Source organism: Paraburkholderia lycopersici (assembly GCF_900096975.1).
GTDB lineage: Bacteria > Pseudomonadota > Gammaproteobacteria > Burkholderiales > Burkholderiaceae > Paraburkholderia > Paraburkholderia lycopersici.
The window spans coordinates 97,345-110,231 of sequence record NZ_FMYQ01000020.1 but is presented as its reverse complement, the minus strand read 5'-3'; the positions used below and the strand labels follow the sequence as shown (position 1 = coordinate 110,231).

Sequence of the window (12,887 nt, the reverse complement as noted above, 5' to 3'; positions counted from 1 at the left end):
AGCCATGCAGCACCCCGTAAAGCGCGTGGCGGCTGGCCATGGCCTCAGGCGAACCGCTGCACATGCTAGATCCGGTCAATATTCTTCTCGTCACAGTGCTTTCGAGCATCATGAGCCTGTCCATCCTCGGTTCGCTGCGGCCTGCGGGGATTCCCGGCGTCGGGCGCTGGATCGGCGCCTATGTGATGGCGAGCGTGGCGCTGCTGCTCGCGGGCCTCCAGCGGTTGGGCGTGCCCGTTCTCACCGTCTTCGTTTCGAATACCTTGCTGGCGCTTGCCATCGTGCGCGTGTTCGAAGGCTGTCGCCAGTTCTTCGGGCTTGAGCCGCGCGTCCCGCTCGCCTACGCGGGAATCGTTGCGCTCGCAATGGGCATCGCCTGGTGGTATTGGGTCACGCCGAGTCTCGGCGCGCGCGTAGCGGTCGTCTCCGCTTTTCACGCTGCCATCTACACGTCGATCGGCTGGCTTGCGCTGCGTTGCCGGCCGCCTGGCCGCCCCGTATACAGCTATCGCTTCGTGATGCTGGCGGCATGGCTTGGCGCCTTCGCGCACGCGTTGCGCGGCGCGATGTATGGCGGCGGCTTCGTGAAGCAATATGGGTTGCTCGACTTCACGCCGCTCAACGTGGCATGGCTCGCGCTTGGCATTCTCGTCCTGCCGTCGCTCTCGATCGGCATGGTTCTGCTCGCACACGACCGCATGGCCGAGCGCCTCGAACGGCTCGCGAACCAGGACGAGTTGACGGGCGCCCTCACGCGTCGCGCCTTTCTTGCCCAGGCGGGGGCACTGCTCGATGCCGCGCGCCTCGAGGGCCAGCGCGTCGCGCTGGCCATTGTCGATATCGACCACTTCAAGTCCATCAACGACCGCTACGGGCATGCCGCAGGGGACCGTGTCCTTGCGCAGTTCTGCCGCATCGCGATGAGCGGTGTGCGCAATTCGGACCTGTTCGGCCGCCTGGGCGGTGAGGAATTCGGGCTGTTCTTCGTGGGTGTGGCGCGCGACGATGCCGTAAGACGCCTTGATGAACTGCGCGTTTTGACTCTCTCCGTGCGCCGCGGCGCCGATGCGAGTCTGCACGAATCCACGCAGGGCGGCCACGAAGGCCTCACGTTCAGCGCCGGCGTGGACGAGCTTCAGGCGCAAGACACACTCGCCACGCTGATGGCGCGCGCCGACGCCGCGCTTTATGTCGCGAAGACGCGCGGGCGCGACCGCGTGGTCGCCACCTGACGTTTTGTCGCTCCGCTTCGCGCGATCTATGCGATGTGAATGAGTGCGTGCGCCCTTAGCGGCGCGCCGCGCAAAACCTTGTCAATTCTCCATGCGCCACGCATAGTTGCGCGCCACGAAAGCCGTAATAGCGCTGTTTTTAAACGATAATTATCCATGGCGCGACTGACGTTTCGTGCAACGAAAGGATATTTTCGCTACACGACGTGCATGGCCTCGATGGCCTTCGTGGCGCGCCTCCTATTTCGAACAGGCGTTTCTTCCCTTGTAACCAGTGGCGATCACGCAAAGCGCGATTCGTGCGGATATGAAGGCGCCTGCTCCCGGCGCCCGGCGCCCGTATTGGTTTCCGAAATCGCGCGCGCCTTCGTTCGCGCTTTCGTTCGAAGCACCGCAATCAAGCGCGCTCTGGCGCCGCCGGACGGGACCGCCCCCGCCGCGCGCCGCGACTCACGCGCTCGCCAGCCGTCGCGACACCCACATTCAAAAGTCCGTTGCCGGGACGTTCACGTCATGCCCCATCGCGCGTGTCGTCTCGTTGCGGACGCATTACGGGCCTGCCTTCCGGAAATCGTTCTAACCAGGCAAGTCGCCACCGGGGCAGGCTTTCAACCACAAGGAGCCTGAGATGAAAGTTGGCAGCAACTGGCGTAGCGCACATAACAACGATGCAGCATTGCCCGCATTCCTCGCCGCACGCGTGGATCGCTATTACACCGAACGCGTGCAGGAAAGCTGGTCCGGGGGGCACATCATGAAGGGTCGCGTTGCGGATGCCGACGCCTTGCACCTGTCGAGCAACGATTACCTTTCGATAGCGCGGCATCCCGAGATTCTCGATGCAATGTGCATGAGCATCCGCTCGGAAGGCAACGGGCTTCTGATGTCCGGCGTGTTTTTGCACGGCGACGATTGCCCGCAACTCGCGCTCGAAGACCGCTTCGCGACATACATGGGGGCTGAAGCGAGCGTGCTGTGCCAGTCGGGCTTTGCGGCGAATACGGGCCTTATCCAGTCGATCGCCAATGCGCAGACGCCGGTGTACGTCGACATGATGGCGCATATGTCGCTGTGGGAAGGCATACGCAGCGCGGGCGCGCGCGCAATCAGCTTCTTCCACAACGACGTCGATCATCTGGAGCAGCGCATCCAGCGCTACGGGGCGGGCATCGTGATCGTCGATTCGGTGTACAGCACGAACGGCAGCGTGGCGCCGCTCACGGCCATAGCCGACGTGTGCGCCGAGCACGACTGCGTGCTGGTCGTCGACGAATCGCATTCGCTCGGCACGCACGGCCCGCACGGCGCGGGACTCGTGGCCGAACTCGGACTCGCCGACCGCGTGCATTTTCGCACTGCCAGTCTCGCCAAGGCCTTTGCGGGGCGCGCCGGCATCATCAGTTGCTCGCGCCGCTTTCAGGAGTATTTCAAGTGTGAGGCGCTGCCCGCCATCTTCAGTTCGACGCTGCTGCCTCATGAAACGGCGGGTCTCGCGGCGACGCTCGACGTGATCGAGCGCGAAGACTGGCGCCGTGCGCGCGTCGCGGCCAACGCGCGATACGTGCGCGCGCGCCTTGCCGAACTCGGCTACAACCTGAACGGCAGCGAAACGCAGATCATCGCGCTCGAAGCCGGGCCGGAACCGCAGACGATCATGCTGCGCGACGCGCTCGAAGCGCGCGGCATCTTCGGCTCGGTGTTCTGTGCGCCCGCCACGGCGCAGAACCGCTCGCTCGTGCGGCTTTCACTGAATGCGGCGCTGGGCGAGCAGGAACTCGAGCGCCTCGTCGACGTGTGCGAGGAGATTCGCGACGAAGTGCAAATGTGGAACTGGCCGTCCACGCGCCGCAACGAGCGCCATGCGGGTCGCGCGCGCGGGCGCGTGCCGCAGGCCGTAGTGAACATGCCGATGGTGGCCGTGGCGGCCTGAATCATGCGCGGTTGAGGCGGCGTGGAGCGAGACAGCGTTGGCGTGGGGAGCAGCCCGAACACGGGCTGCATTCGGGTCCGGGAATCAGGGCGAATCCCACGCCGCCTGGATCTCGCGATCGAGCTGGTCGAGATGCTTGTCGTAAGGCAGGACATTGTCGAGCGCGAGCCCCGCGGGCTTCTTCACGACGGCATAGAGGTAGCGCCGGTCGCCGTGAAATTCGGAAGCGGCGTGCATGTACGGCTGCCACTCCACGCACTGCGCCGGGTAATAGCCTTCGGTGAGCCAGAAATAGGGCAGGCTGCGTCGGCTGTCGAGCTCCGCGAGGAAGCTTGCGGGCGCACCTTGTTCGACGGCGATCTCGCGCACGCCGCGCAGCGATTCGTCGGTGTGGATGACGAGCAGGTAGGGCGTGCCGACGCCGTCGAACATCAGCAGTCCGTGCGGTTGGTACGAGAGATAGTGTTCGACGATGCCCAATGAATCGGCAATATCTTTCACATGCGTGGCGAGCGCATGATCCTTGAGGAAGGCGTATTCGGAAACGGCGAGCGCATCGAGCACCGTGCTGCAGCAGCGGTCGAAATACGCGCGCTGCATGTCGCGGATCGCCTGATTCAGCGTTTCCACCGCATCGACTTCATGCTTGCGGATGAAACGGTCGATCAGCCCTTCGTTGAAGCTTTTTACGGCGACGTGTTCGTCGGCCTTGCCCGTGAGCACGATCTTCTTGATCGACGGGTCGTCCATGCGGCGGCAGAACTCCATGCCGTTCAACTCCGGCATGTCGTAATCGACCACCACGACCGAAACCGACTCGAATCGCGCAGCGTTATGCACGAGGCTACGTATCGCGTCTACGCGCATGGCGATTACCTGGTGTGCGTCGTTTTCCTCGGTGCGGTCGAGGTAGCGGCTGAAGATCGGCTCCGACGCGCGGTCTTGCGCCGCGCGGCCGTTGAGAAATTTCAGCGCTTCGTTGGGCGAACTGAAAAGGCGAAACGCCAGGTCGGGTTCGAGTTGCAGGCTCAGGTTCGAAAGGAACGCGGCGCTGTCGTCGACGAACGCGACGGTGGTCGGATAGGAGAACGGCTGAATGGCTTTCGTCATGGCGCTGGGAATGTCAAAACGAACTCGGTGTATTCGCCTTTTACGGAAGAGCAGGTGATTGCCCCTCCCATCGCTTGCATGACATCGCGGCAGAATGCCAGCCCGATTCCTGTTCCGAGCGTCACGTCATCGGTGGCGGTTGTCGAAGTATAAAAGCGCGTGAAGATGTGCGGCAAGACTTCAGGGGAAATACCGGTGCCCGTGTCGCTGAAAATCAGCCGATTGGACCGTTGCCCTGATTCAAGACGAATCGAAATTTGCGCACCCTCGATGCTGCCCATATGCCGGAAGGCATTTTTGAACAAATTGAATAGCACGTGAACGGTGAGCATTTCGGACCCGCGAAACGCGAAATCAGGGCGCAAATTGCAGATTACGCGGCGGCGATCGCCTTCGCGAAACGGAAAGCGGGCGAGCGCGGTTTCCACGCAATGCGCGATAGAACACATCGTTGCGCTTTGCATGTTGCCGCCGGTGAAGCGCGCCGTGGCGAGCAGCATGTCGATGATGGCGTTCGAATGCAGTGCTTCCTGCTCGATGCGGCTAACCACGCCTTGCATGGAATGCAGATGCGCCACGCGTATTTTGGGCACGGGCAGGCGGTTGCGCTGGGCGAGTTGATACGTGTCGAGCAGCGCCGGCAGGTAGCGCATGAGGCCCGCGGCGCCCACGCGTATCGCCACGAGCGGCGTACGCAGTTCGTGCGCCACGCTGCCCGCCGTGGCCAGCATGGCGCGCTCCTGTTCGATCTGGATGCGGTCCTGATCGTAGTTGGCCACGGCGCCGATCGCCACCGCGAACGAAAAAATCGCGAGATGCGTGAAGTAGTTCGGGCCGAGGACGATGGGGTAGGTGGTGAGGCAATACGCGAGCACGGCAAGGCTGATGCCCACCAGAAATTGCAGCACGAGCATGAGCCAGTCGAGCAGCAGCACCATCACGAACGCTGCGATGAGCGCGCTTTCCACCCAGACTTCGTTGCCGTTGTTTTTGAGCAGCATGAAGGTGAAGAAGAACGGCAGCGCGTAGAGCGTGGCGCAATACCAGTACCAGGGCAGCAGTTTCTTCAGCGGCGCGGGCCAGCGCTCGAACGCGAGAATGGGCAGGAAAACGAACGAGCCGATCAGGCGCAGCGTGAGGTTTTCATAGGGCTGCGGAAAAAGGTCTTTCCAGACGTAGTAGTAAAGCGGAAAGCCCACGCTTGCGACGACGGCGAGCGGGCGCATGCGGCGCTTCACGTATTGCAGGTTGCGCAGCGCGGGCGCGAAGGCGCGCACGAAGCGCGGACGCATCGACGCCCAGGCTCGCCTGAGTTGTAGCGAGGTTCTCGAAACGTTCATCGGGATGGAATCGCTCATCGTTCTGGCCCGCGCGCGGTGCGGCCGGTCTTTTTGCGTCTCGTGGTGCTTCCCCGTTTTCTGGTTTGCCGGCCGTGGCGCGTGGCCGCTCCCCTTCTGAGCGCGGTAAGGAAAGACAATATCACCAAAGGATGGCAACGATGCAGCGGGTTTTGGCCCTTGGGCGGGCGTCGTCGTTCGATGGGGTGGGGTGTTATGCGTGCCGCATCGGTTGGCGGCGCGTTTGCGCGGCGATCTCGCGTGCTCGTGCTTCTTCGCGCGACCTTCAGGCCGCGGGCGTTCGCGCCGTGCAAACGAACTGCGCGATGGCGTCGTCGAGTGGCTCTCGCGCGTCGCGATGCGGGGAGTGTCCACCCTGAGCGAGGGCGTGGACGCGCGCATGCGGCACGGCCGAGCCGATCGCCTCGACTTGCGCCATGGTGCCGTAGTGGTCGTCGACGGCCTGGATGGCGAGCAAGGGCGCCCGGATCGCAGCGAGTTCGCCGACGATGTTCCAGGACCGGAAAGCCGGGGCGAGCCAGATATCGTTCCAGCCGTAGAAGGCGGAATCGACATCGTCGTGATAGCGCGCGAGTATTTCGCGCAGGCGGGTCGTTTCGTACGCAACTTTTGCCTCGGCGATGCTTTGCACCGAGATGTCTTCCACGAACACGTGCGGCGCAATCGTCACGGCGCCCGCGAGTGCGGCGGGAAAGGCGGCCGCGTAGAGCAGGGCGATGGAAGCGCCGTCGCTATGACCGATCAGCCACATGCGCGCGCGTTCGGCGGCGCTCAGGCCGAGCGCGTCGAGGAATGCGGGCAAGACGTCGCGCGCCTGCCGCGCCATGAAATCGACGGGCCATTTCACGCCTGGCGCGCGCGGCGTGGAGCGGCCGTAACCGGGACGCGAATAAACGAGCCCGCGCATGCCGAGACGCTCGCAGAGCGCTGCCGGCCAGTCCTTCCACATCGCGATCGAGCCGAGTCCTTCGTGCAGGAACACGGCGAGCGGTGCATCGGCGTCTGCCGTGCCGGTCCAGCGGTATTCGATGCGCAGCGCGTCGCGCGCGGCGGTGGCGGGCAGATCGGCGAATTGGCTTTCGTGCATGGACTTGTTCATTCGATCACGACAGAAACTGCTGACGCAGCCGGAAACGCTGGATTTTACCGGTCGCAGTCTTCGGCAGGTCGTCGACGAACACGATATCGCGCGGATATTTGTGCGGCGCGAGCCGCGTCTTGACGAACGCCTTCAACTGCTCGGCCAGCGCTTCGTGCGACGTATCCCGCACCTCGTGCCGAAGTACGACGAACGCGCACGTTTTCACGAGTCCGCCCTGATCGACCCCGATTACGGCCGCTTCGAGCACCGCGCCGTGTTGCGCGAGCACCATTTCCACTTCGATGGGCGAAACGTACTGGCCGCTCACCTTGAGCATGTCGTCGCTGCGGCCCGCATAGACATAGGCGCCTTCCGGCAGGCGCCGATATTTGTCGCCGCTCTTCACCCAGTCGCCAAGAAAGGTTGCGCGCGACTTCTCGCGATTGCTCCAGTACATCACGGCCGCGCTCGGCCCGCGGATGTAGAGGTCGCCGATTTCGCCGTCGGGCACGGGCCGTCCGGTCTCGTCGCGCAGCTCGATTTCGTAGCCGGGAACAGGGCGGCCCGTGGTGCCGTATTCGACGGCGCCTGGGCGATTCGAGAGGAAAATGTGCAGCATTTCCGTCGAGCCGAGGCCGTCGAGAATGTCGCTGCCGAAATGTTGCCTGAAGCGCTCGCCGAGTTCGCGCGGCAACGCCTCGCCCGCGGAAACACAGACGCGCAGCGCGACGTCCTCGCGTGCAGGCAGGTTGGGCGAAGCCATCATGCTCGCATAGAGCGTGGGCACGCCGTAGAACACCGTGGGCCGATGCTCGACGAGGCGCGCGAATACGGCGTTGGCGGTGGGGCGTTCGGCCATCAGCACCGTTGTCGCGCCGACCGAGAGCGGAAACGTGAGTCCGTTGCCGAGCCCGTAGGCAAAGAACAGCTTCGCCGCGGAAAACACGACGTCGCTTTCTCGTATGCCGAGAATGGGCTTCGCGTAGGTCTCGACGGTCCAGTACAGATTGGCGTGCGTGTGCACCGTGCCTTTGGGCTTGCCCGTCGATCCCGATGAGTAGAGCCAGAACGCGATGTCGTCGCAGCTCGTTTGTGCAGCGCGCGACGCCGGCTCGGCGCACGCGATAAGCTCGGCGAGGACGCGCGGCGCCTTTGCCGTGCCGGCGTTACGCGTGCCGGCGTCACGGAATGCGTCCACCGGCGGTTGCGAGACGATTAGTTCGCAGTCCTCGCATTGTGCTTCCTCGACCGCCGCGCGGACGACGGGCAATACCGCGCCCGACGCGATCACCACACGCGCACGGCTGTGCGTGAGCATATAGACGTAGTCGGCCGACGTGAGCAGCGTATTGACGACCACCGGCACGATGCCGGCATAGAGTGCGCCGAGAAACGCGATGGGCAGTTCGATGGTGTCGAGCATCACGAGCAGGATGCGCTCCTCCGCGTGGACGCCGAGCGCGCGCAACGCGCCCGCGAAAAGGCGGGCTTGCGTTTCGAGTTCGCCGTAGTTCAGCGTATGGGTGTCGTCGATGTAGGCGGTTTTTGCGGTACGCGCCGCATTGAGCGAGAACAGGTGCGTGGCGAAGTTGAATTGCGCAGGCGGCGGCACGGCTGCGCGCGCCGGGGAAGTTGCCGCGGCCGCGGCGTGTTCGGGCGGCACTGCTTGGGTTTCCACGGGTTTGTCTCCGCTCTGTCTGCCTCGGCCGGTTCGGTATCGGCAACGGGTTGCGCTGCGCGTTACCGTGCTTCGGGCATGTTGCGTTGGCTAGTTTCCGGCCGGTTTGTCGCGGTGGGGCGGTGCACCGCCACCGCGCGCAGACGTCTCAGGCCGCCATTTGTCGTCAATTCGCCTTTTGGCGGAAAATTAGCGGTTCGTAAAATACATGTCAAGCACTATAGTGCATAAGTGTGGTTTTATAGATCTCCGAAAATGAAGCAAACTTACACTGCTGAACTTCCGGCGGAAGCCGACGATACCGCGCGCGGCGAACGCACCGAGCGCGATCCGTTTCTGACGGCCATGGGCGAGCGCGTGCGCATGCTGCGCGCCCGGCGCGGCATGACGCGCAAGACGCTGGCGGTGGAGACCGGACTTTCGGAGCGGCACCTGGCGAATCTCGAATCGGGTGTCGGCAACGCGTCCGTGCTCGTGCTGCGGCAGATCGCGAACACGCTGAACTGCCCGCTCGCGGAGGTCATCGGCGACGTCACGACTTCGTCGGCCGAGTGGCTTCTGATCCGCGAACTGCTGCAGGGGCGCGATCCCGCGGCACTGCAGCGCGCGCGCGTCGCACTCGCCGAGATGTTCTCTCAGGCACCCGCCGATCCCCATCGCAATGACCGCATCGCGCTCGTCGGTCTGCGCGGCGCGGGCAAGTCCACACTTGGGCGCATGCTCGCGCAGGAACTGAAAGCGCCGTTTGTGGAGCTCACGCGGGTTATCGAGCAGCTGGCGGGCTGCCCGCCTTCGGAAATTCATTCGCTGTACGGCGCGAGCGCTTATCGCCGCTATGAGCACCGTGCGCTGGAGGCCGTGATCGCGGAACACCCGCGCGCCGTCATCGCGTCGCCGGGCGGCCTCGTTTCCGAGCCCGCCACCTTCAACGTGCTGCTCGCGCACTGCTTCACGATCTGGCTGCAGGCCACGCCCGAAGAGCACATGCGCCGTGTCGTGGCGCAGGGCGACCTGCGACCGATGTCGGGCAACCGCGAGGCGATGGACGACCTCAAGCGCATCCTCGCCGGGCGCAGCGAGCTGTACGGCCGTGCCGACATGACCTTCGACACCAGCGAAAAGACGCTCGCCGATGCCTATCTGCAGTTGCGCGACCGCCTCGCCGCGCGTTTGGGCGCTGAAGCGCCGCCCATCGACTGAGCCGGAGGAGCCTGCGCGGCATTCGGGGTTTACCCGTCGCATGCATTAAAATGCAGTATTGTGCTTTACATGAGGAATTCATTGCACTATGGTTCATCAATACGAAGTGCAAAGGAGACGCTCATGGCCGCAGTCGAAATCGCCCTTGCCCCGCAGCGGGTCGATTACCGCACCGACCCTTCGCAGTACCGCCACTGGAAGCTCACGTTCAATGGCGCCGTTGCAACGCTCGGCATGGATATCGCTGAAGACGGCGGCATTCGCGACGGCTACAGGCTGAAACTGAACTCGTACGACCTGGGCGTCGATATCGAACTGCACGATGCGCTCCAGCGCATCCGCTTCGAGCACCCGGAAGTGCGTACGGTCGTGCTGACCAGCCTGAAGGACCGCGTGTTCTGCTCGGGCGCCAACATCTTCATGCTCGGCCTTTCCACCCATGCGTGGAAAGTCAACTTCTGCAAGTTCACCAACGAAACGCGGAACGGCATGGAGGATTCGTCGCGTCATTCGGGGCTGAAGTTCGTTGCAGCCGTGAATGGGGCCTGTGCCGGCGGCGGCTATGAACTGGCGCTCGCCTGCGACGAGATCATGCTCGTCGACGACCGCTCCTCTTCGGTCGCGCTGCCGGAAGTGCCGCTGCTCGGCGTGTTGCCGGGCACGGGCGGCCTCACGCGCCTCACCGACAAACGCAAGGTACGCCACGACCGCGCCGATATTTTCTGCACCTTGGCGGAGGGCGTTCGCGGCGAGCGCGCGAAGGCTTGGCGCCTCGTGGACGACGTCGTGAAGCCGAACCAGTTCAATGAGGCGGTGCAGGCGCGCGCGCTCAAACTGGCCGCCACGAGCGATCGCCCGGCCGATGCGAAGGGCGTGACGCTCACACGCGTCGAGCGCATGGAACACGAAAGCGGGTTGAGCTATGCGACCGTCGACGTGGCGATCGACCGCGCGAAGCGCACCGCGACATTTACCGCGAAGGCTCCCGCCACGGCAGTTGATTCGGATATCGAAGCGATTGTCGCCGCCGGCGCATCGTGGTGGCCACTGCGGTTCGCCCGCGAACTGGACGACGCGATTCTCACCATGCGCACCAACGAACTCGACATCGGAACGTGGATACTGAAGACCGAGGGCGACGCTCGAGCCGTGCTCGCCGCCGACGCCGCGCTGCTCGCGCACCAGGATCACTGGTTCGTGCGCGAGACCATCGGCATGCTGCGCCGCACGTTCGCGCGTATCGATGTTTCGTCGCGCTCTCTGTTCGCGCTGATCGAGCCGGGCTCGTGCTTCGCGGGCACGTTCGCCGAACTTGCATTCGCGGCCGATCGCACGTACATGGCTGCATTGCCGTCGAATGAAGACGAAGAGCCGGCCATCACGCTATCGGAAGCGAATTTCGGCCTCTTTCCGATGGTCTCGCATCAATCCCGGCTCGCTCGCCGGTTTTATGAGGAAGCCGAACCGATCGACGCCGCGCGCGCGAAGATCGGCGAGCCGGTCAGGCCGGTCGAGGCCGAGCGTCTTGGGCTCGTGACGGCTTCGCCCGACGACATCGACTGGCCCGACGAAATCCGTCTCGCGCTGGAAGAGCGTGCAGCCATGTCGCCCGACGCGCTCACGGGACTCGAAGCGAACCTGCGCTTCAACGGCCCCGAGACGATGGAAACGCGGATTTTCGGGCGCCTCTCCGCCTGGCAGAACTGGATTTTCAACCGCCCCAACGCCGTTGGCGAGAAAGGCGCGCTCAAGGTGTACGGCAAGGGCAGCAAGGCGCAGTTCGACGTTGCCCGCGTCTGATATCCGCATCCGCCGCCGCATTTGCCGAACGTGCCGCAAGGAACCGAAATGTCCACGATCAACTACAGCGAAAAGATCCCGAACAACGTCAACCTCGCCGACGACCGGGCGTTGCAGCGCGCGCTCGAGCAGTGGCAACCCAATTTCCTCTCGTGGTGGGGCGACATGGGCCCGGACGGCTCGCACGGCTACGACGTCTATCTGCGAACGGCGGTGAGCGTGGATCCGGGCGGCTGGGCGCACTTCGACCATGTGAAGATGCCCGACTATCGCTGGGGCATCTTCCTCACGCCGGGCGAAGCCGACCGCAAGATCCATTTCGGCGCCCATAAAGGGGAGGCGGCATGGCAGGACGTGCCGGGCGAACATCGCGCCAACCTGCGCCGCATCATCGTCACGCAAGGCGACACGGAACCCGCTTCGGTCGAGCAGCAGCGTCACCTCGGTCTGACCGCTCCGTCCATGTACGATCTGCGCAACCTGTTCCAGGTGAACGTGGAAGAGGGGCGGCACCTGTGGGCGATGGTCTATCTGCTGCATCGCTACTTCGGCCGGGACGGTCGTGAGGAAGCCGAAGCATTGCTCGAGCGCCGGTCGGGCGACGACGACAACCCGCGCATTCTCGGTGCGTTCAACGAAAAGACGCCGGACTGGCTGGCGTTCTATATGTTCACGTATTTCACCGACCGTGACGGCAAGTTTCAGCTTTCCGCGCTTTCCGAGTCGGGTTTCGATCCGCTCGCGCGCACGACGAAGTTCATGTTGACGGAGGAAGCGCATCATATGTTCGTCGGCGAGTCGGGCATTTCGCGTGTCGTGCAGCGCACCGCGCAGGTCATGAACGAACTGAAGACCGACGACGTGAAGCGCCTGCGCGCCGCCGGTGTGATCGACCTCGAAACGATCCAGCGCTACCTGAATTTTCACTACTCGGTGACGATCGACCTGTTCGGCGCCGACCAGTCGTCAAATGCGGCCACGTTCTATAGCTCGGGTCTCAAGGGCCGCTATGAGGAGGGCAAGCGCGACGACGATCACCAGCTCGAAGGCCAGCAATACCGGTTGCTCGACGTGCAGGACGGCAAACTCGTCGAACGCGAACTGCCGATGCTCAATGCAATGAACGAGGTGCTGCGCGACGACTACATCAAGGACTCCGTAGCGGGTGTGAACCGCTGGAACAAGGTGCTGGAAAAGGCCGGTATCGACAAACGCCTCACCGTGCCGCACAAAGCGTTCAATCGCCAGATCGGCACCTTCGCGGGTGTGCGCGTTTCACCCGACGGCCGCGTAATCGACGAGGCCGAATGGGCGGCGAACGAAGCGAAATGGCTGCCAGGCGCGGAGGACCGCGCTTACGTCGCCTCGCTCATGGGCCGCGTGGTCGAGCCGGGCAAGTTCGCCAGCTGGATCGCGCCGCCGGCCATGGGCATCAATCGTCAGCCGATTGATTTCGAATACGTGCGCTTCAACTGACGGGAAAGGCGGCGTGCACCAT

The 12,887-nt window shown here is 63.9% G+C and carries 9 protein-coding genes; 5 read left to right on the top strand and 4 right to left on the bottom strand.

The genetic code is table 11. The annotated features are described in order from the left end of the window. Positions 1 to 38 precede the first annotated feature (38 nt). Both BLU17_RS20780 and cqsA read left to right on the top strand, forming a co-directional pair. Positions 39 to 1,232, top strand: a complete 1,194-nt coding sequence (locus tag BLU17_RS20780; protein WP_245746950.1) for a GGDEF domain-containing protein — start codon at positions 39 to 41, stop codon at positions 1,230 to 1,232. A gap of 628 nt (positions 1,233 to 1,860) precedes the next feature. Next, entirely contained in the window at positions 1,861 to 3,162 is a 1,302-nt protein-coding gene (gene cqsA / locus BLU17_RS20775; RefSeq protein ID WP_092000581.1) for an alpha-hydroxyketone-type quorum-sensing autoinducer synthase, read from the top strand. An 84-nt stretch (positions 3,163 to 3,246) separates the two neighbouring features. Here cqsA and BLU17_RS20770 read toward each other — a convergent pair whose 3' ends face one another. The 4 genes from BLU17_RS20770 to BLU17_RS20755 form a co-directional block, all read right to left on the bottom strand. Then, positions 3,247 to 4,272 (bottom strand): response regulator, encoded by a 1,026-nt coding sequence (locus BLU17_RS20770; protein ID WP_092000579.1) that lies wholly within the window; start codon positions 4,270 to 4,272, stop codon positions 3,247 to 3,249. Beyond that, positions 4,269 to 5,630, bottom strand: coding sequence for a sensor histidine kinase (locus BLU17_RS20765; protein WP_245746949.1), 1,362 nt, complete (start codon positions 5,628 to 5,630; stop codon positions 4,269 to 4,271). Before BLU17_RS20765 ends, BLU17_RS20770 begins: the two co-directional genes overlap by 4 nt. A 265-nt stretch (positions 5,631 to 5,895) precedes the next feature. Further along, complete coding sequence (locus tag BLU17_RS20760; RefSeq protein WP_245746948.1) at positions 5,896 to 6,717, bottom strand: alpha/beta fold hydrolase; 822 nt, start codon at positions 6,715 to 6,717, stop codon at positions 5,896 to 5,898. Between the two features lie 16 nt (positions 6,718 to 6,733). Beyond that, positions 6,734 to 8,374 (bottom strand): benzoate-CoA ligase family protein, encoded by a 1,641-nt coding sequence (locus BLU17_RS20755; RefSeq protein ID WP_092000690.1) that lies wholly within the window; start codon positions 8,372 to 8,374, stop codon positions 6,734 to 6,736. Between the two features lie 270 nt (positions 8,375 to 8,644). Here BLU17_RS20755 and BLU17_RS20750 point away from each other — a divergent pair, with 270 nt between their 5' ends. The 3 genes from BLU17_RS20750 (at position 8,645) to boxB (ending at position 12,865) form a co-directional block, all read left to right on the top strand. Next, a complete protein-coding gene (locus tag BLU17_RS20750) occupies positions 8,645 to 9,589 on the top strand; it encodes a helix-turn-helix transcriptional regulator (protein WP_092000573.1) in 945 nt (314 codons plus the stop codon). A 123-nt stretch (positions 9,590 to 9,712) separates the two neighbouring features. Next, on the top strand, positions 9,713 to 11,389 hold the full coding sequence (gene boxC, locus BLU17_RS20745; RefSeq protein ID WP_092000571.1) for a 2,3-epoxybenzoyl-CoA dihydrolase: 1,677 nt from the start codon (positions 9,713 to 9,715) through the stop codon (positions 11,387 to 11,389). 48 nt (positions 11,390 to 11,437) lie between these two features. Further along, complete coding sequence (gene boxB, locus BLU17_RS20740) at positions 11,438 to 12,865, top strand: benzoyl-CoA 2,3-epoxidase subunit BoxB (RefSeq protein ID WP_092000568.1); 1,428 nt, start codon at positions 11,438 to 11,440, stop codon at positions 12,863 to 12,865. Positions 12,866 to 12,887: the final 22 nt, after the last annotated feature.

Bases quoted from the DNA above. Each gene is read 5' to 3' on its own strand.
- cqsA (WP_092000581.1), top strand. From the start codon at position 1,861: ATGAAAGTTGGCAGCAACTGGCGTAGCGCACATAACAACGATGCAGCA.
- BLU17_RS20780 (WP_245746950.1), top strand. From the start codon at position 39: ATGGCCTCAGGCGAACCGCTGCACATGCTAGATCCGGTCAATATTCTT.
- BLU17_RS20760 (WP_245746948.1), bottom strand. From the start codon at position 6,717: ATGCACGAAAGCCAATTCGCCGATCTGCCCGCCACCGCCGCGCGCGAC.
- BLU17_RS20765 (WP_245746949.1), bottom strand. From the start codon at position 5,630: ATGAGCGATTCCATCCCGATGAACGTTTCGAGAACCTCGCTACAACTC.
- boxC (WP_092000571.1), top strand. From the start codon at position 9,713: ATGGCCGCAGTCGAAATCGCCCTTGCCCCGCAGCGGGTCGATTACCGC.
- boxB (WP_092000568.1), top strand. From the start codon at position 11,438: ATGTCCACGATCAACTACAGCGAAAAGATCCCGAACAACGTCAACCTC.
- BLU17_RS20750 (WP_092000573.1), top strand. From the start codon at position 8,645: ATGAAGCAAACTTACACTGCTGAACTTCCGGCGGAAGCCGACGATACC.
- BLU17_RS20770 (WP_092000579.1), bottom strand. From the start codon at position 4,272: ATGACGAAAGCCATTCAGCCGTTCTCCTATCCGACCACCGTCGCGTTC.